The sequence below is a fragment of the Agromyces salentinus genome, from assembly GCF_009749395.1.
Lineage (GTDB): Bacteria > Actinomycetota > Actinomycetes > Actinomycetales > Microbacteriaceae > Agromyces > Agromyces salentinus.
The window spans coordinates 1-16,633 of sequence record NZ_WBIR01000022.1; the positions used below are offsets into that span (position 1 = coordinate 1).

The following is a 16,633-nucleotide window of genomic DNA, read 5'->3' on the forward strand; positions in this document are numbered from 1 at the left end:
ATCTCTGGACCCTCGACGAGCGCGAGGACCGCGTACCCGTCTACTGAGCGGCGCCGTCCGCGCTGCGCTCGCCCGCCTCGAGGAGGTCCCGGTGGTCGAGTAGCGAAGCGTATCGAGACCCCCGTCAGGCACTCGGCGGTCGAGTAGCGAAGCGTATCGAGACCCGTCAGGAGTCCGGCCAGGTCTGGCCGAGCGGATGCTCCGGGGCCGCGAACACGCCCCCGATGGGTCCGCTCGGGGCGGGCGCCTCGGGCCGCACGCCGTCGCGCTCAGCGACGAAGGCCATGGCGTCGTCCTGCGGATCGAACCCGATGGCCCGCCCGGACGTGAGGTCGAACGCGTCGGGCGCATTCGCCGAGACGCCCCACACGATGTGGTGCCGCCCGTCGTTGAGCGCGAGCGCCGCCTCGACGAGCCGCGCGGCGTCGTCAGGTGAGAGCCAGTGCGCGAGTCCGCGGCGCGGGCCGGGCTCCTCCCCGAACGCGCAGATGCGGGCCGACACGATGCTCATGCCGTACCGGTCGGCGTAGACGCTGCCGAGCGCCTCGGCGACCGCCTTGCTGACGCCGTAGTACGTGTCGGGCCGCGGGACGGGGACCTCCGTCGACGCGACATCCGCGGGCTCGGCGAACCCGACCGCGTGGATGCTGCTCGCGAGGAGCACCCGGCGAGCGCCGCCGAGCCGCGCGGCCTCGAGCACCTTCTGCGTGCCGTCGATGTTGACCCGCAGGATGTCGGCCCACGGCCGCTCGGAAGGGAAGGCCGCCAAGTGCACGACCGCATCGACGCCGTCGAGTGCCTCGCGGATGCCGTGTTCATCCTCGATCGAGACGCGCCGCAGCTCGACGCGGTCGGGGCTCAGCCCGATGCCCCATCGGTCGTCGTCGCCGAGGCGGTCGGGGAGCTCGGTGTCGATGAGGCGAAGCACGCGCCCGGGCCGGTCGAGGCGCGGAAGGAGGCTGCGCCCGATGCGTCCGGATGCGCCGGTGATCGCCACGACCTGCGGTGCGCCATGCTGGGGCTCGTCGTCATGCGGTGCGTCGTCGTGCTGGGGCTCGTCGTCGTGCGGTGACATGGGTCGATCTTGGCCGCTGCGCGACCCGATGTCGACGGGTTGCGCTTCCTGTCGATCGGCCCTCAGCTCGGTCGTCATCCAAGTAGAGGCCGACATCCGGCCGGCTCCCGCAGGGGAGAGCCGAGGATGACCCGGGCGGCGCCGCCGGTACGCGAGTACCCTGACGCTGGATCGGGCCGAGGAAGGAACACCATGCGTTACACACTGCTGCTTCACTACCCCGAGATGACGGCCGAGGACCTCGGTCCCGAGGCGCTCGCCGAGGGTCAGCAGGCGTTCACGAGCTACGCGGCGACGCTGCAGTCGGCGGGCGTGCTGCTCGGCGCCGAGGTGCTGCAGCCCTCGTCGAGCACGACGACGCTGCGCGGCGTCGACGGCAGCGTCCAGGTGCAGGACGGCCCGTTCGCCGACACGAAGGACCAGCTCGGCGGCACGTTCGTCATCGACGTGCCCGACCTCGACGCCGCGATCGAGTGGGCCAAGCGCGCCCCGTCGATGGACTACGGCGCCGGCGCCGTCGAAGTGCGCCCGGGCGCCGTGTACACGGTCGACGGCGTGTGGACTCCCAACGCGTGAAAGCGCCCCGGGCCGACGGCTCGGCCGACTCGGCTGCCGACTCGGCCGACTCGGCTCCCGACCCGGCCGACGACTCGGTCGACGACGCGCGGGCGGCGGCTGCGGCATCCGTCGAGCTGGCCGCCCGTGCGTCCTACGGCCGGTTGATCGCGCTGCTCGCGGCGTCGTCCGGTGACCTCGCGCTCGCCGAGGACGCCCTGGCCGGCGCGTTCGAGCAGGCGCTCAGGTCCTGGCCGGATGCCGGTGTGCCGGACAATCCCGAAGGGTGGTTGCTGACCGTGGCTCGCAATCGGCAGCGCGACGCGTGGAAGTCGGCTGAGCGCCGCCTCACCGCGTCGCTCGATGACGAGCGGGTCCGGGGCGGCGGCGACGCCGGCGGTGCAGAGGCCGCCGGCTCGGCCGGCTGGGCGGGCGGCGCGTCCGTCGGCGCCGCGGGCGTGGGCGCGGTCGCGGGCTCGGGCGCGGTGCGCGCGGGCGCAGTGCGCGGGGCATCCGTCGATCCGCTCGCCGAGGTCGACCCGTTCGCGATCGGCGACAAGCGGCTCGAGCTGCTCTTCGTGTGCGCGCACCCGGCGATCGATGCCGCCGTTCGCACGCCCCTCATGCTCCAGGTCGTGCTCGGATTCGAGGCCGCGCAGATCGCCACGGCCTTCGCGGTGCCGCCGGCCGCGATGGCGCAGCGGCTCGTGCGCGCGAAGCGCCGCATCCGCGATGCGCGCATCCCGTTCGTGGTGCCCGATCGGCGCGAGATGCCCGAGCGGTTGCCCGCGGTACTGGAGGCGGTCTACGGATGCCACGCCATCACGTGGCGCGCGCCCGCCGACGCCCCCGACTCGATGGCCGGCGAGGCGCAGTACCTCGCCGTGACGCTCGCCGCGCTGCTCGAGCACGAGACGGAGGCCTGGGGGCTCGCCTCCCTCGTGACGCTGTCGCTCGCCCGGCGGCCGGCGCGGCATCGGGCGGTCGACGGCCCGGGCGGCGCGGACACTCCGGGTGGCGCGGATGCTCGGCCCGACGCCGGTGCCGGGGCCGACGCGGATGCTCCGGCGGATGCGGATGCGGATGCGGATACGGGTGCTCGGGCCGATGCGGGTGCTCGGGCCGACGCGGATGTTTCGGCCGACGGGGGTGCTGGGGCCGAGGCGGGTGCGCGGGCTGACGCGCCCGCGCCGCCGCCGTTCGTGCCGCTCGACGACCAGGACCCGACCGCGTGGGATGCCGCCCTCATCGCCGAGGGCGAGGAGTACCTCCGCCGCGCGTCCGCGCCGGGTCGCCCGCCGGGGAGGTTCCAGCTCGAGGCCGCGATCCAGGCGGTGCACTGCGACCGCCGCCGCACGGGCGTCACCGACTGGGCGGCGCTGCGCACGCTCTATCTCGCGCTGAACGGCGTGGCCCCGAGCCTCGGCGCGCGCGTCGCGCTCGCCGCGGTGATCGGTCGCGTCGACGGCGCCTCGGCCGGCCTCGCGGCGTTGCCGCCCGCGGCCGAGGCGCCGCGCTTCCAGCCGTGGTGGGCCGCGCGCGCGGACCTGCTCGCTCGTGCGGGTCATTCCCGCGAGGCATCCGACGCCTTCGCACACGCCGCCGAGCTCGCCGATGACGCCGCGGTGCGCGACTACCTGCTCGGTCGGCGTGCCGCGATCACCGGATCGGCGAGCTGAGCAGAGGGTCGGAGCACGTCGCGCGTCGCTGAGGTGCCGGTCGGTGGGGTGATCGCGCTCGAAGGGGGGCGGTGTCCTGACTGAAAACTCTGTGGCGATGTGGCGATGTGGCGATGTGGCGATGTGGCGATGTGGCGATGTCGCGAAGTGGCGAAGTGGCGATGTGGCGATGTGGCGATGTGGCGATGTGGCGATGTCGCGAAGTGGCGAAGTGGCGAAGTGGCGAAGTCGCGAAGTCGCGATGTGGCGAAGTCGCGAAGTGGCGATGTCGCGAAGTAGCGCGGTTCGCCGGAGCGGACGCCCGCTCCGGCGTCCCGAACGCGACGAGCCGCCGACTCGACCCCCGCCGCGCCTCCCAACGCGACGAGCCGCGCGCTCCTCCGTCGCCCCGTACGTTCCGAGCGCGACGAGCGGCCCACTCGACCCCCGCCGCACATCCCAACACGACGAGCCGCGCCGCCGCCCCCGCATTACGAGCTCGACGAACCACCCACTCCGGCCATCGCCGTCCGCACCGACCGTTGGTATGCGCCCGGCGTCAACCCGACAACACCGCGGAAGTCGTTGCCGAGGTGCGCCTGATCGGCGTACCCGAGGCGTGCGGCGAGGTCGGCGATCTGCACCGAGGCATCCGTCGACAGCACTCGCGCGACCTCCTGCAGCCGCACGCGGCGTGTGACCCACTTGGGGCCGTGGCCGACGGTGCGGGCAAGGGCCCGCTGCACGGCACGATCGCTCGCGCCGAGCCCGGCGCCCAGCGTCGTGCCGGTGCGTTCGTGCACGCGCTCGGCGAGTTCCACGAGCACGGCGTTCGCGAGCTCCTGTTCGGCATCGAGCGGTCGCTCGACGAGCAGCGTGGCGATCGCGTCGTCGGCCGCGGCCGCTCGCGCCGCGGCATCCGCTTCGGGTTCGACGGTGGCGAGCAGCCGATGCACGCGCGCGTCGAGGGTGGGAATCACGGGGGTCGCGGCATCCGCGACGCTGCGCACCGCGAGGTCGCTGACGACCTCGAGCCCGGCCGGGCGGAGGCGGATGGCGAAGACCGATCCAGATCCGGTGATGCGTCGCCGCCACGCGCCGCGCTGCACGCCGGTGACGAGGAGCGGCGCGGGTACGTCGCCCGCCTCGATCGTGAGCGTGACCGCCGGGTGATCGATGATGCGCTGGTCGATGTGTTCGCCCTCGGGCAGGTTCCACGTCACGTGCCAGTAGCGGTCGACTACGGCGGCGACCGACGGATGCGGGTCGATCCAGGCGGCGGCGAACCGCTCGACGTTGCGCGGATGCAGCATGCCCGACCGCTCGTCAGGGCGAATCGGATACCGCGTGGCCGGCGCGACCGGCGCGACCGGCGCGGCCGACGTAGCCGGCGGGGCCGGCCTGGCCGAGGTGTGCTCGGGCATGTGCCCATTCTCGCGATCGCGCCGTCGGATTTCTCCAAGACATGGCGGCTCGGCCTCGGCGACGATCGACGGAGGACGCAGCCGACACGTCCGCGACGGACCCGACGGGCGGGCGTGGTGGCTGATTCCGCCGAGGGGAAGTGAGGGAAGCCGATGATCGAGGCATTCACGGCCGTGAACTGGTGGGCGGCGGCGCTCGGCGCGGTCGCGTACTTCGTGCTCGGTGCGCTGTGGTTCACGCCGCTGTTCGGTCGCGCGTGGGATCGGGCCGTCGGCCATGAGCGCCGGAAGGGCGAGCGGTTCCCGCTCTCGTACTACCTCGTGCCGCTCGTCAGCAGCGTCGCGGTCGCCGTCGCGACGGCGTGGACGGCCGAGGCGGTCGGGCTCGCCGGCCTCTGGGATGCCGTGCTCTTCACCCTCGCGCTCGGGCTCGGCATCGCCGCCGCGGTGTCGGTGACGAACGCGATGACGCCGAACATGCGGCATCCGCTCGCCTACGGTGCCGTGACCGGCGGATACCACCTCGTGGGGGTCGGGCTCGTGACGGCGATCATGCTCTGGGCCGGCTAGGAGGCGCGTCCCGACCTCGCCCGACCCTCGCTCCGGTCGCCGATTTCGACCCCGGCGGCACCGTCCGGAGGCCACCTGGCCCCCACCCTTCAGCCGCCTCCCAGCGCCGCCCCTAGGATCGAACCTATGGCCGGATTCTGGGGCAAACGCAAGCAGCAGGCGCTCGAGCTCGAGGCTCAGGACGCCACCCTCGCGCAGCGGGCGAAGAGCGCGCTCGTCGCCGCCGACGAGCGCGTGCGCGTCACTGCCGACGAGCTCGATTTCGCCGAGGCCGAGCTCGGCCGCGAGGCCACGAACGACCTCAGCGAGGCGCTCGCCGCGGTGAAGCAGCACCTGGCCGAGGCGTTCCAGCTGAACCAGCTGAATCACGACGAGATCCCCGACACGGCCGAGGAGCTCCGCATGCGCAACGCGCGCATCGTGCAGCTGTGCGACTGGGCCGAGGACCTGCTCGACGAGCGGCTGTCCGCCCTGTCCGACACGATCGCGCGGGCGCGGCGGGCTCCCGAGATCATCGCCGGCGTGCGAGCGGATGTCACGCGCTTGCGCGCCCGCATCCCCCACGCCCGGGAGACCATCGAGCGGCTCGCCGCCCGCTACGCGCCCGAGGCCCTCGCCCGGGTGGAGGAGAACGCCGGCCAGGCCGACCAGCTCCTCGGATTCGCCGAGCACAGCGCGGGCGTCGCCGAACGTCGGCGTGAGGCCGGGCAGCGCGAGCAGGCCAACCTCGCGCTCGAGGCCGCGACCGAGTCGGTGCGCCGCGCGGCGACGCTCCTCGACGCGGTCGAGACCTTCGAGGTCGAGGCGCTGCGCGCCGAGGCGACGCTCGCCGCGATCGTCGAGGACTCGCGCGGCGACCTCGAGGTCGCGGTCAACGAGCCCCGTACGCCCGCCGTCGTCGAGGCGATGACCGAGCTGCGGGCCGCCCTCGCGGCGCTGCCGCCGGCCGGGGTGAACACCGATCCGTTCACGCAGCTCAGCCGCCTGCGCGACGCCAACACCGGGCTGGACGCCGCGATCGCCGCTGCCCGTGAGCGCGCCGCGCGCCCGATCCCGCCGCTCGAGCACGTGCACCACGCCATCGACGACGCCGACCGGCAGCTCGCGATCGCGGGCGACGTCATCGCCGGCCACCGCGGCTGGATCGGGGCCGACGCCCGCACCCGCCTCGCCGAGGCCGAGCGCGTGCGCATCGACCTCGACCGCTTCCTCGGTGCGCCTGCGGCGACGGTCTCCGTCATCGGTGAAGACCACCGTGAGCAGTCGATGACCATGGCCCGCCGGGTCGCCCACCTCGCGGGCGAGGCGCTGCAGCTCGCGCAGCGCGACATCGACAACTCGCGCCCGCAGGGACCCGACCAGTGGGGCGGCGGCTGGGGCGGCGGCGGTCGCCGCGGCGGCGGCAACGACCTCATGGGCGGCATCCTCGGCGGCCTCGTCATCGGCAGCGTCCTCGACGGCATCTTCGACTGACGCCCGTCGGCGCGCGGCTGCGAGCCCCTGAACGCGTGAGGGCATGTGGCTGGAGCTTTTGCGGCTGCATGCGCGCGGCTGCGCCCGTGCAGCGACGGTAGGCGGATGCCGCGGCAAGGCGGAGTCCGCTTCAACAATGCTGTGGCGAAGTGGCGAAGTGGCGAAGTGGCGAAGTGGCGAAGTGGCGAAGTGGCGAAGTGGCGAAGTCGCGAAGTCGCGAAGTCGCGAAGTGGCGAAGTGGCGGCGGTTTCCAACTCTCACCCCGACCCGCACACCCCCGCCAGATCCATGGCGCCCGCCGAGCGACGAACGTAGGATCGACGCATGGCCGGGTTCGTGGTCAGGCGCAGGCACTCCGCGCAAGAACTCCAGGTCCACGATGCCGAGCTGGCGAAGCGGGCCGCATCCGCCCTGCTCGCCGCCGACGAGGGCATCCGCGCGGCATCAGAGGAGCTCGGATTCGCCGAGGCCGAGCTGGGCGGCGAATCGGTCGAGGCCGCCGCGGCCGTGATCGCCGCGGTGCGCCGGCACCTCACCGACGCGTTCCGACTGAACCGGCTGAACCACGACGCATCGCCCGGCACGCCAGACGAGGTGCGGGCGCGCACCGTGCTCATCCTGCGGCTGTGCGAGTGGGCCGAACACGTGCTCCACGCGCTGACCGAGACCCTCGCCGACCGGGTCGCGTGGTCACGCGCGACTCCCGAGGTCATCGTCGAATTCCGGGCGGATGTCACGCGCGAGCGCGCCGGCATCCGCGCCCTTCATGAGACCGCCGACCGACTCGTCGTCCTCGCGCCCCCGAGGGGAGCCGGGGCCGGCCTGAACGCCGATGCAGATGCCGACGCCAACCCCGACGCCGACCCGCAGGCGCATCTGAGTCGAGTGCGCGAGGCGCGATCGGCGCTCGAGGCTGCGACGGCGAGCGCCCGCGACGATGCCGCCCGCGCCGCCCGTGCCGCCCGCGCAACGCGCCAGGACTCGGCGGCGAACGCCCTGCACCACGCGATCGACGATGCGGACCGGATCCTCGACGCCGCTCGCGAGGCCGTCACCGGCAATCGAGGATGGGTCGGCCCGGCCGCGCAGACGCGCCTGGCCGAGGCGGAGCGCCTCCGCATCGACCTCGCCCAGTGCCTCGGCAGCACCGACGCGCTCGCGACGGCGGTCACGGCGACCGTCACGACGGCGACGACGGGCGCGGCGGGGGCGACGGCGACGCCGGCCACATCGAACCAACGCCACGCCGATCGTCTCCTCGCGATGGCCCGACGAGTCGCCGCGCTGGCGGGCGAATCCACGCAGCTCGCGCGGCGGGACATCGAGGAGGTGCGAGCGCGGAACCGGGCCGAGTCCCGGCCTCGCCGCATGTCCTGGGCCTGATCGTCCCACCCGGGCGAACGCGCGTCGCTTCATTTCCGCGACCCCGCCGCCGCCCGACGCGACGCGCGGCCGTCGAGTCGCTACTCTCGCGTCATGCTCCTGGTCGCCGGTGTGCTCATGGTCCTGCTCGGAATCGGTCACTCGATCCTGGGCGAGCGGTTCGTCGTGGGGTGGTTGCTCGAGCGCGATGAGCTGCCGCCCATGAGCGGCGGCCGAGCCATCGCCGCGGGAACGATCCGCTTCGCGTGGCACGTCACCTCGATGCTGGCGATCGCGATCGGCGTCGCCCTGGCGCTCTTCGGCTTCGGCGCCTCGCCCGAGGCGATCGTGGGCTCCATCGGCGGCATGCTGGTGCTCTGCGCCGTGCTGCCGGCCGTCTACACCCGCTGGCGGCATCCGTCGTGGCTGATCTTCGCCCTCTCGGGCACGCTCTGCCTGGTCTGGGCATTCATCGGCGCGTAGTCGGCGTCGACGTGCGAGTGGCGCAACGGCGAGCGGATGCCGCGGCATCCGCCCGCCTCGCGGCATCCGCTCGATGCTGGACGCTCAGGTGCGCCCGAACCTAGGGTGGGCTCGGAGAGGATGTGCCGATGAGCGATCGAGACGAACTCGGGTCGGATGCGGATCTCGCGATCGAGCGGGCTCTGGAGGCGGCCAACCTGCGTGCCGGAGGCTCGCCGGCCACGTCGACCGCCGAGGTGGCCGAGGATCGCGAGCCGTCGGCGGCCGAGGCGGGCGACATCGCCGGTGGAGTCGACGGCGACTGAGGCCTCCGGGTCCTTCGGGCCTGCTGCCGGCGCGGGCGCGCGCCGTGCCGCCCCCACGCCCGCGCCCGCGCCCACGCCGTCCCGACGTCAGTGCTGCAACACCGCCCACGCGAGCAGGCTGTCGATGCGGCGGATGTCGGCGCCGCGCTTGAGCTTCACCTTGATGTGCCCGGCCTTCGTCCAGAGCTCGATCTCGGCGTCGCGGTCGAGCACGCCACCCGCGTTCTCGCTCGACCACATGTGGATCGAGCTGTACGGGAGCGAAGTGATCTCGACCTTCTTGCCGGTGAGGCCCTGCGCGTCGCGCACGATGAGGCGCTTCGTGGTGAACGTCGCCGAGTCGCGGAACGTCTTGAACGACGCGACGGCCTGCTCGCCCTCGACGAGCAGCGCCTGCACGTCGGCGGGGACGGGGATCTCGGTCTGCAGGGTCCAGGCGAGGATGGGTGCGGTTTCCATGCGGGTTCCTTCGGGGCTCAGAGTGCGATGTAGTTGCCGTTGTCGTGCAGCATGAAGCCGCTCGACGCCTCGGGCACCAGGAAGGCCATGTAGCCGGTGAAGGCGCTGCCGGGGTACAGGGTCGGGCCCTCGTACATCGACGGCATGCCCTCGCCGAGCACGATGATCTCGGTCGTGTACTGGTTGCCTTCGGGCGTCGCGAGCGTGAGGTCGAACGATGCGAGCGACGGCTCGACGCCGTCCTCGTCGATGCCGGTCATGGTCGCCTCCACGATGACGTACTTGAAGCCGGCGGGCGCCGGGTCGTTGAACATGTTGTACTCGGTCACGTCCTGCCCATCCGCCGTGACGGATGCCGTGAGCGAGTACTTCTCGCCGCCGAGCATGCCCTTGGCGATGTACGGCTGCGGCAGGGGGCTCGTCGCCGTGCCGGCTTCGGCGGCAGGCTCGGCGACCGGCTCGGCCTCCTCGGCCGGAGCCTCGGCATCGGCGGCCGCGGCTTCGTCGGCTGCGGCATCCGCTTCGGCGACGACGGCGGGCTTGTCCCGCGAGGCATCCAATGCTCCGCCCGCGCCGGCGGCGGCGCCGTTGATGATGTTGAGCACGAGGCTCAGGGCGATGACGGCGCCGGTGACGATCCAGGCGAGCTTCTTGTGCTGGTCGTAGCCCGCGAGGCGCTGGCCGCGGATGTCGCGCTGCGCGCCGGAGAGCACGAGGATCAGGTCGATCAGCACCCACACGCCGAGCCCGCCGAGCGTGAGAAGCTTCGCGATGCCCGTGCCGACCTTGCCGAGGTAGAAGCGGTCGACGCCCCAGAATCCGAGGAGCCAGGCGAACAGCCACGTCGCGATGAACGACTTCTGACCCACGGATGCCGCGGGCGGCTGGTACATCGCCGGCGCGGGCGCGGCACCGTACGGCGCGTTGCCGTAGGCCGCGGGCGAGGCGGGCGGCGGCGGGGTCGGCACAGAGCCGTACGGCTGCGGGGGAGCGGATGCCGCGGGCGGCGGTGCGCCCACGTACTGCGACGCCACCGGCGGCTGCGCGGGCACCGGGGGCTGCGGCGGAAGACTGGGGGGATTCGTGGGATCTGACATGAGCCGGCCTCTCGATGGAACGGGTGATCGCTGAACTGCGTGGGTGCAGGTGTGGTGCTGATGTGGTGCTGGGCTTCGCGCTCGCCGCGTTGCTGGGCGCGCTGCAGAGCTGTGATGCTGCTGTGCGGGAAGTGATGCTCAACTGGGAGCCCTCTGAAAGCTAGCGATGACCGAGGACACCGGATGCCGCTCGCTGCCGCGAGAGCGCGTTTCCGGGCCCGTCGCGCACGCGACATCCGCGCCGTTACTGGGCTTCAGGACCATGACCCCCAGTGCGGGGGTCACGCTCGTCGGGGCGGGGCCCGCGCAGCGATGTCGGTGGCCGCCTCTAGCGTCGTGATCTTCGGCCATCGGCTGGAGTCGGCAAGGACACTTCATGGGTTCGGACTCTCACCTCACGGCGACTGCGGCGACCACGGCGATCGGGCGCAACACGGCCAGTGCGGCCGGGGCCGACGATGCGGCCGGCACGGCCCGCGAGGCGATCGACCTCCCCTTCGGCAGGGCGGCGTACAGCCTCGACCGTGCGCGACTGCTCGACGACATCAACGCGCTCGAGTTGCGGCTCGCACTCATCGACGACCGGTTCGAGCGGTTCGCGAGCCGGGGCGACGACCAGTACCAGGCCTGGCGTCGCGACACGGTCGCCAAGGCACGGGACCTCGCCGTGCGGGCGCGATCGCTCGAGACCGACGGCCTGATCGAGGCGCACCACCGGCGCCGGGTCGCGGCCGTGCTCGTGACGATCCGCGCCCGCATCGTCGCGCTCGACGAGCGCCGCGCCGCCCTCCGTGATCGGCGCCCCCGCGCTGTTCCGCACCCGGGTGGAGGGTCTGGGTTGTGAAACTCTGTGGCGATGTGGCGATGTGGCGATGTGGCGATGTGGCGATGTGGTCCCGCACCCGCCCCGCGCAGCCGCCCCGCGCGGCCGCCGCCAGCCGCACAACCGCCGGCCCAGCCGCGTGCTACGCAGGAGCGAACGCCTGCGCGTCAGCTCACCACCAGAAGATCTCCTCACCGCACGGTGTCTCCGACCAGTAGGTGCCCGACCCGTCTTCGAACTCGCACTGGTAGTCGACGACCGACGGGTCGCTCGGCGGCTTGTCGGGAATCAACGACCCGGGCTCCAGCGTGATGACGATGTGGGGCGGCATGGATGGCTGTTCGTCGGACGCCAGGACGGCATCGTCCTCGGCCAGACGAGCTTCCTCGGCCAGCCGAGTTTCCTCGGCCAGGCGCGCGTCCTCGGCGAGCTGCCACGCTGCCGCCGACGTCACGACCTCCCCACCGAGCAGCTGCACCTCATGCGCGAGTGGAAAGAGCCACCGGCCGGTCCGTGCCGCCGCGAGGTCGCGTTCGAGTTCGTCGGCGGATGCCACGAGCGCACGCAGTGACTCGGCCGAGGCCTTGCCCGTGGCATCCGCCGCCGTCGCCCGTGCGAGCACCAGCGCGTTCTCCGCGCCGCGGATGTCGGCGGCGATCCGTGCCGCCGACGTGTCGAAGGCCGCAGCGCCGATGCCGACCCGACCCGCCTGGCTGGCGATCGCGACGGCCCGAGCCGCCCGCTCCGCTTCGGCATCCCGAGCCGACGCCGTGGTGGCGAGCCCGGTCGTGGCGACCGCCGCGCATACGAACGCAAGCGCGAGCACGGCCAGCGCGGTGCGCGGGCGACCGGTGAGATTCATGGAGCGGCGGTTGGATGGCGCATCGGGCATGGTTCCTCCGGCTCGAGCGGGCGGCTGCATCGGGTGGCGCGTCGGCGAGCCTATCGAGATGAGGTTTCCGCAGGATGTCGGCGCGGTGACCGTCGGCCGTGGCCGACCGCCGGGGCCGAAGACGTGGGCCGGCTCAGTCCTCGAGGACGCGGTCGAGCAGCAGGCGCAGCTCGACGAAGCTGCGCGACACGGTGACCCAGAGGGCGTCTTCATCGATGCGGTCGTAGTGGTGAACCACGAAATCGCGGTTGCGTGCCGCCTGCGACCACAGCGGATGGTCGAAGCGCGCCGGGTCGGCAGCCGTCAGTCGCTTCGAGAGGTCGCCGACCCGGTTCGAGAGCGCTTCGAACGCGAGCGGCAATGCCGGGTCGGTACCGAACGCTTCCCGTCCTCGAGCGACCAGGTCGGCCGCGCTGTCGAGCGTCGCGCTGAGGTCCGCGAGCCAGCGTTCGACGCGGTCGGCCGGTTTCACAGCGCGATCGCCTCGTCGAGGATGACTCGATCGCGGCCGGAGCGAAGGGATCGTGCGGAGACCACGTCGACGGGTCGTTCGAACAACGCCTCCATGTCGAGTTCGAACTGGGCGAGGTCGAACAGGGAGGCGTCATCTTCCGGCTCGACCAGTAGGTCGACGTCGCTCGACGACGTCTCCTCCCCGCGGGCGACCGACCCGAACACCCGCACCGATGCGATGCGGTTGGCGCGCGCGAGTCGTTCGACGAGTGACCGTCGACGTCGGAGCTCATCGAGCAACCGGTTCGCCGCCCGTTCGGGCGCTGATGGGGCTGCCGAACCGCCGGTCGAGTGCACGAACTGCTCGTAGGGAACCAGCACGGCCTCGGGCCGCCGGTGCGACCCGATCACCACTGGAGCAGCATCAGCGCCGTGGGCACGGAAGTCGCGAAGCACGCCCGACAGTGCGGCGCGTGCTTCCGCGACCGGAACCACGTCGGCCGACGGCTGGGTCTTTGGCATGACACGTATTCTACCGAATACGTACATAAATATGTACATGCGCGCGCAGTGCGCGGAGGCGGGCCATACCGTGACCGTTTCGACTTCGGTGCCCGAAGCGCCGTACGGTCGAAGCGTCGACCCGCACGCCCGCCGCCGTGGAATTGATCGGAGCCCCCATGACCGACCCGACAACCCTCCCCGCCCCCGTCCTCGACCGCGCGATCGGCGCGGTGCTCGGCTCGGCCGCGGGCGACGCCCTGGGCGCGCCCTACGAGTTCAAGCCGTCGCTGCCCGATGACGTGCCGGTCGTGTTCAAGGCCGGCGGCCCGTGGGAGCTCGGCGAGTGGACCGACGACACCTCGATGGCCGTGCCCATCCTCGAGGCGCTCGCGCGCGGCGATTCACTGGCGGATGCCGCGGTGCTCGGCCGCATCGCGGGCGCGTGGAAGCACTGGGCGGTCGACGCCAAGGATGTCGGCATCCAGACCCGGCAGGTGCTCGCCATCACCACGTTCGAGGCGGGGGAGCCGCACTCGGTGGCCGAAGCCGACATCCGCTCGGCCGCGACGCGCGTGCATGACTCGACCGGCCGGTCGGCAGGCAACGGCTCGCTCATGCGCACCGGCCCGGTCGCGCTCGGCTACCTCGGCGACGGCCAGGAGCAGGCGCTCGCCGACGCGGCCCGCCGGGTGAGCGCGCTCACCCATTTCGAGACGGATGCCGGTGACGCCTGCGTCATCTGGTCGCTGGCGATCCGGCACGCGATCCGCACAGGCACGTACGACCTGCGCACCGCGATCGATGCCCTGCCCGTGGAGCGCCGCGCCCGCTGGCACGAGTTCGTGGACGTCGCCGAGCGCACCCAGCCCCGCGACATCCCCGGATCGAACGGATGGGTCGTCGCCGCGATGCAGGCCGCCTGGTCGGCGATCCACCACGCCGAGCTGGCCGGCGAGGGCCTGCAGCAAACGCTCGAGCGTGCTGTGCGCTGCGGCAACGACACGGACACCGTCGCCGCGATCGCCGGCTCCCTCGCGGGCGCGAAATGGGGCGGCTCGGCGGTGCCGGAGTTGTGGAGGCGTGAGCTGCACGGGTGGCCGGGGTTGCGCGATGACGATCTGGCCACACTGGCAGTGTCGGCAACAGCAGCATATGGACGACGGATGGAGCGCCGGGCCGGTGCCTGAGTTTCAGTTGACGCGGGTTGAGCGCCCCGAGATCACTGCCTCGTACCGTTCCGAGGTCGAAGCCTTGACCGGCGGGCAATGGGAATGGTCGTGGGCGAGTGCGCTCCCCTACAGGGCGTTGGCGCAACCGTCGATCGGCGCACCGGTGCCTGCGGCCCCTCGCGCTGGCGGGGATTCCATGCTGTATCTCGGATACTGGTGCTCGCTGCAGGGGTTCCTCACCCATTCGTTCGGGTGGACGCGGCACGATCGTGGCCTGCGTTGGTGGTACGACGCAGGCAGGCCGACAGACGATCCGCGTTTCGCACTCCTCGACGCCGTCTGGGGACGCGACGGAAACCTCATTGCCTACGCGGGATGGTTCCACCATCGTCTCGACTGGTTCGACCACCAGGCGTTGACAACGTGGACTCGATTCGACGGTTCGCGGGACGCATTGTCGCCGACGTGGGAGCGGTCCTTCCGGGCAACGAAGGAGCGCCCGGCGGTCGACCCGACTACTCCGTACGGGAAGCATCTCGAGGCGGGTGATCATGCTGCCGGCCCGACGGCAGGGGATTTCAAGGCGAACCTCGTCGTCGTGCCGAACACGGAACGTCGCGCCATCTACGCCGCCGAAGTGCCGCGTGGTTGGTATCGCGGGTTGGCAGAACTCGGCAATGGATTGCCGCCGTTATCGAACGCATCCTGGCGGGTCGATGTCTATGTTCGCGATATCGGATTCCTTGGAACATACCGCCGCTCACGATCCACGGGTCTTTGGTTCTCCGGTCGTCACCGCTTCCACAGCGTGGGCAACTGACGACCCACCCGATCCGCCGGCGCCGACGGGAGGCGCCCAGCCGTCGGACTGGATCGACCGCACCCCCTTTCTGGGGTAGTGGGGCGTTCTCATCGTCTTCATAGCCGTCGAGCCGAGTAATCAACCCGCTCCACCGCTCGCTCACGAACTGCCGCGACATGGGTCTGGCGCTTTTCAGAGAAGGTCGGTGAATTCACGATCGCGCGAGCCCTAGAGTCTGAGGTGCCGCTTTCCCAAGCCTCCAGGAGCCGATGATGGATGACGAGATTCAGCTGATCAGCGACGGCGACGGTCTTGCAGTCATCGGGGACCCGATGGCGATCGACCGTTTCCTCGTCTCTCAGGGGCTGCAGGCGAAGGACCTGGGAATGCAGCGGCTCAGCCCTGCTCTCGGCACCGCAGCCGGAATGGCACAGGTCGGTTCCGAGATCGCCGCGAACTCGGGGCGATGGATGAAGCTGACGGAGGAGTCGGCGAGGGTCGCGAAGCTACTCCCCAAGGTGCAGAACTCGGCGTCGGGCAATGTCCACGCCACGCTGCGGTCGCAGAACGGCCAGTTCGCGAAGAACCTCCAGTTCGTCAAGGGCCATTCCTCGCTCCTCACCAACCCGGCGCTTCTCGCCGGCGCCGCGGGCCTCATGGCGCAGATCGCGATGCAACAAGCGATGGAAGAGATCACGGAGTATCTGGCGATCATCGATGAGAAGGTCGACGACGTGCTCCGTGCGCAGAAGGACGCCGTTCTCGCGGACATGATCGGCGTTCATCTCGTGATCGAGGAGTCGATGACGATCCGTGAGCACACCGGGCGCGTTTCCGACGTCACCTGGTCGAAAGTGCAGGCGACGCCGGCGACGATCGCCCGGACGCAGGCGTATGCACTGCGGCAGCTCGATGCCCTCGCGGAGAAGCTGGAAAGCAAGAGCCAAGTCGGCGACCTGGCCAAGGCGGCGAAGGATGCTGAGGTGAAAACACAGGAGTGGCTTGCGGTGCTTGCTCGGTGTTTCCAGTTGCAGGACGCGATCGCCGTGCTGGAGCTCGATCGTTTGCTCGACGCCTCACCCGACGAGTTGCACCGACACCGCATTGCACTGAGGGCGGCAAGGAAGAACCGGCTGGATCTCATTTCGAGAAGCACGGTAGGTCTTGTCTCACGCATGCATGCAGCAGCCGGAACGGCCAATACGAAGGTTCTCCTCCACCCGACTGCATCTCGAGCCGTCGTTCATTCCAGCAACCACGTCTCGACCGTCATCGTCGACTTCCACGGACGACTCGGCATCGATCGAGGTCTGGAATCGCTCGAGGCGAAGCGATGGGTCGACGCCGCCACCGAAGTCAAAGACAAGGTGCTCGTGACCGGAGCTGGGGGAGTCGACGTTGCGAGGCGCGTCGGCAACGGCACTCTGGAACGAGCCAAGTCTGCGTCGGGCAAGCTGTCCAGCGGCCTCGCCGATCGGGCGCTTCGACTGCGCGGCGGCCGCGACGAACCCAAAGATGAAGTCTGAGCG

The 16,633-nt window shown here is 71.4% G+C and carries 18 protein-coding genes; 11 read left to right on the forward strand and 7 right to left on the reverse strand.

Annotated features, from left to right (window positions below):
• Positions 1-166: 166 nt before the first annotated feature.
• A complete protein-coding gene (locus tag GQQ95_RS17105) occupies positions 167-1,075 on the reverse strand; it encodes an NAD-dependent epimerase/dehydratase family protein (protein WP_157428820.1) in 909 nt (302 codons plus the stop codon).
• Between the two features lie 192 nt (positions 1,076-1,267).
• Between GQQ95_RS17105 and GQQ95_RS17110 the strand changes: the two genes are divergently transcribed.
• Positions 1,268-1,651, forward strand: coding sequence for a YciI family protein (locus GQQ95_RS17110; protein ID WP_157428821.1), 384 nt, complete (start codon positions 1,268-1,270; stop codon positions 1,649-1,651).
• A complete protein-coding gene (locus GQQ95_RS19715) occupies positions 1,648-3,309 on the forward strand; it encodes an RNA polymerase sigma factor (RefSeq protein ID WP_246205745.1) in 1,662 nt (553 codons plus the stop codon). Before GQQ95_RS17110 ends, GQQ95_RS19715 begins: the two co-directional genes overlap by 4 nt.
• A gap of 470 nt (positions 3,310-3,779) precedes the next feature.
• On the opposite strand, the gene GQQ95_RS17130 is transcribed toward GQQ95_RS19715, so the two are convergent.
• On the reverse strand, positions 3,780-4,712 hold the full coding sequence (locus GQQ95_RS17130) for an AraC family transcriptional regulator (RefSeq protein WP_212275543.1): 933 nt from the start codon (positions 4,710-4,712) through the stop codon (positions 3,780-3,782).
• A gap of 153 nt (positions 4,713-4,865) precedes the next feature.
• On the opposite strand from GQQ95_RS17130, the gene GQQ95_RS17135 reads away from it, so the two are divergent.
• The 5 genes from GQQ95_RS17135 to GQQ95_RS17155 all read left to right on the forward strand — a co-directional run bounded on the left by GQQ95_RS17135 (position 4,866) and on the right by GQQ95_RS17155 (position 8,905).
• The gene (locus GQQ95_RS17135) at positions 4,866-5,282 is read left to right on the forward strand and encodes a DUF1761 domain-containing protein (protein WP_157428822.1); all 417 of its coding nucleotides are present in this window, start codon (positions 4,866-4,868) and stop codon (positions 5,280-5,282) included.
• A gap of 126 nt (positions 5,283-5,408) precedes the next feature.
• Entirely contained in the window at positions 5,409-6,755 is a 1,347-nt protein-coding gene (locus tag GQQ95_RS17140; protein WP_157428823.1) for a coiled-coil domain-containing protein, read from the forward strand.
• Between the two features lie 324 nt (positions 6,756-7,079).
• The gene (locus tag GQQ95_RS17145) at positions 7,080-8,138 is read left to right on the forward strand and encodes a hypothetical protein (RefSeq protein ID WP_157428824.1); all 1,059 of its coding nucleotides are present in this window, start codon (positions 7,080-7,082) and stop codon (positions 8,136-8,138) included.
• Between the two features lie 93 nt (positions 8,139-8,231).
• Positions 8,232-8,600, forward strand: a complete 369-nt coding sequence (locus GQQ95_RS17150; RefSeq protein WP_157428825.1) for a hypothetical protein — start codon at positions 8,232-8,234, stop codon at positions 8,598-8,600.
• 128 nt (positions 8,601-8,728) lie between these two features.
• Positions 8,729-8,905: a hypothetical protein gene (locus GQQ95_RS17155; RefSeq protein ID WP_157428826.1), complete on the forward strand. Its 177-nt coding sequence runs from the start codon at positions 8,729-8,731 to the stop codon at positions 8,903-8,905.
• An 87-nt stretch (positions 8,906-8,992) separates the two neighbouring features.
• On the opposite strand, the gene GQQ95_RS17160 is transcribed toward GQQ95_RS17155, so the two are convergent.
• Both GQQ95_RS17160 and GQQ95_RS17165 read right to left on the reverse strand, forming a co-directional pair.
• Positions 8,993-9,364: a PH domain-containing protein gene (locus GQQ95_RS17160; protein WP_157428827.1), complete on the reverse strand. Its 372-nt coding sequence runs from the start codon at positions 9,362-9,364 to the stop codon at positions 8,993-8,995.
• A 17-nt stretch (positions 9,365-9,381) separates the two neighbouring features.
• On the reverse strand, positions 9,382-10,461 hold the full coding sequence (locus GQQ95_RS17165) for a TM2 domain-containing protein (protein WP_281352040.1): 1,080 nt from the start codon (positions 10,459-10,461) through the stop codon (positions 9,382-9,384).
• A gap of 376 nt (positions 10,462-10,837) precedes the next feature.
• Between GQQ95_RS17165 and GQQ95_RS17170 the strand changes: the two genes are divergently transcribed.
• Positions 10,838-11,305 carry a hypothetical protein gene (locus GQQ95_RS17170; RefSeq protein WP_157428828.1) on the forward strand — a complete coding sequence of 156 codons (468 nt, stop codon included), beginning with the start codon at positions 10,838-10,840 and terminating at the stop codon, positions 11,303-11,305.
• A gap of 151 nt (positions 11,306-11,456) precedes the next feature.
• Here GQQ95_RS17170 and GQQ95_RS17175 read toward each other — a convergent pair whose 3' ends face one another.
• The 3 genes from GQQ95_RS17175 to GQQ95_RS17185 form a co-directional block, all read right to left on the reverse strand.
• Positions 11,457-12,146, reverse strand: a complete 690-nt coding sequence (locus GQQ95_RS17175; RefSeq protein WP_157428829.1) for a hypothetical protein — start codon at positions 12,144-12,146, stop codon at positions 11,457-11,459.
• 163 nt (positions 12,147-12,309) lie between these two features.
• A complete protein-coding gene (locus GQQ95_RS17180; RefSeq protein WP_157428830.1) occupies positions 12,310-12,648 on the reverse strand; it encodes a HepT-like ribonuclease domain-containing protein in 339 nt (112 codons plus the stop codon).
• Positions 12,645-13,151 carry a nucleotidyltransferase domain-containing protein gene (locus GQQ95_RS17185; RefSeq protein WP_157428831.1) on the reverse strand — a complete coding sequence of 169 codons (507 nt, stop codon included), beginning with the start codon at positions 13,149-13,151 and terminating at the stop codon, positions 12,645-12,647. Before GQQ95_RS17185 ends, GQQ95_RS17180 begins: the two co-directional genes overlap by 4 nt.
• A 158-nt stretch (positions 13,152-13,309) precedes the next feature.
• Here GQQ95_RS17185 and GQQ95_RS17190 point away from each other — a divergent pair, with 158 nt between their 5' ends.
• The 3 genes from GQQ95_RS17190 to GQQ95_RS17200 all read left to right on the forward strand — a co-directional run bounded on the left by GQQ95_RS17190 (position 13,310) and on the right by GQQ95_RS17200 (position 16,630).
• Positions 13,310-14,320, forward strand: a complete 1,011-nt coding sequence (locus tag GQQ95_RS17190; RefSeq protein ID WP_157428832.1) for an ADP-ribosylglycohydrolase family protein — start codon at positions 13,310-13,312, stop codon at positions 14,318-14,320.
• 178 nt (positions 14,321-14,498) lie between these two features.
• Positions 14,499-15,122: a hypothetical protein gene (locus tag GQQ95_RS17195; protein ID WP_157428833.1), complete on the forward strand. Its 624-nt coding sequence runs from the start codon at positions 14,499-14,501 to the stop codon at positions 15,120-15,122.
• 254 nt (positions 15,123-15,376) lie between these two features.
• The gene (locus GQQ95_RS17200; protein WP_157428834.1) at positions 15,377-16,630 is read left to right on the forward strand and encodes a hypothetical protein; all 1,254 of its coding nucleotides are present in this window, start codon (positions 15,377-15,379) and stop codon (positions 16,628-16,630) included.
• Positions 16,631-16,633: the final 3 nt, after the last annotated feature.

What these genes read in the sequence shown, in the direction of transcription:
- GQQ95_RS17135 (WP_157428822.1), top strand. Translation starts at nt 4,866, where the DNA reads ATGATCGAGGCATTCACGGCCGTGAACTGGTGGGCGGCGGCGCTCGGC.
- GQQ95_RS17200 (WP_157428834.1), top strand. Translation starts at nt 15,377, where the DNA reads ATGGATGACGAGATTCAGCTGATCAGCGACGGCGACGGTCTTGCAGTC.
- GQQ95_RS17130 (WP_212275543.1), bottom strand. Translation starts at nt 4,712, where the DNA reads ATGCCCGAGCACACCTCGGCCAGGCCGGCCCCGCCGGCTACGTCGGCC.
- GQQ95_RS17170 (WP_157428828.1), top strand. Translation starts at nt 10,838, where the DNA reads ATGGGTTCGGACTCTCACCTCACGGCGACTGCGGCGACCACGGCGATC.
- GQQ95_RS17175 (WP_157428829.1), bottom strand. Translation starts at nt 12,146, where the DNA reads ATGAATCTCACCGGTCGCCCGCGCACCGCGCTGGCCGTGCTCGCGCTT.
- GQQ95_RS17190 (WP_157428832.1), top strand. Translation starts at nt 13,310, where the DNA reads ATGACCGACCCGACAACCCTCCCCGCCCCCGTCCTCGACCGCGCGATC.
- GQQ95_RS17110 (WP_157428821.1), top strand. Translation starts at nt 1,268, where the DNA reads ATGCGTTACACACTGCTGCTTCACTACCCCGAGATGACGGCCGAGGAC.
- GQQ95_RS17185 (WP_157428831.1), bottom strand. Translation starts at nt 13,151, where the DNA reads ATGCCAAAGACCCAGCCGTCGGCCGACGTGGTTCCGGTCGCGGAAGCA.
- GQQ95_RS17105 (WP_157428820.1), bottom strand. Translation starts at nt 1,075, where the DNA reads ATGTCACCGCACGACGACGAGCCCCAGCACGACGACGCACCGCATGAC.
- GQQ95_RS17165 (WP_281352040.1), bottom strand. Translation starts at nt 10,461, where the DNA reads ATGTCAGATCCCACGAATCCCCCCAGTCTTCCGCCGCAGCCCCCGGTG.
- GQQ95_RS17160 (WP_157428827.1), bottom strand. Translation starts at nt 9,364, where the DNA reads ATGGAAACCGCACCCATCCTCGCCTGGACCCTGCAGACCGAGATCCCC.
- GQQ95_RS17195 (WP_157428833.1), top strand. Translation starts at nt 14,499, where the DNA reads ATGCTGTATCTCGGATACTGGTGCTCGCTGCAGGGGTTCCTCACCCAT.
- GQQ95_RS17140 (WP_157428823.1), top strand. Translation starts at nt 5,409, where the DNA reads ATGGCCGGATTCTGGGGCAAACGCAAGCAGCAGGCGCTCGAGCTCGAG.
- GQQ95_RS17145 (WP_157428824.1), top strand. Translation starts at nt 7,080, where the DNA reads ATGGCCGGGTTCGTGGTCAGGCGCAGGCACTCCGCGCAAGAACTCCAG.
- GQQ95_RS17150 (WP_157428825.1), top strand. Translation starts at nt 8,232, where the DNA reads ATGCTCCTGGTCGCCGGTGTGCTCATGGTCCTGCTCGGAATCGGTCAC.
- GQQ95_RS17155 (WP_157428826.1), top strand. Translation starts at nt 8,729, where the DNA reads ATGAGCGATCGAGACGAACTCGGGTCGGATGCGGATCTCGCGATCGAG.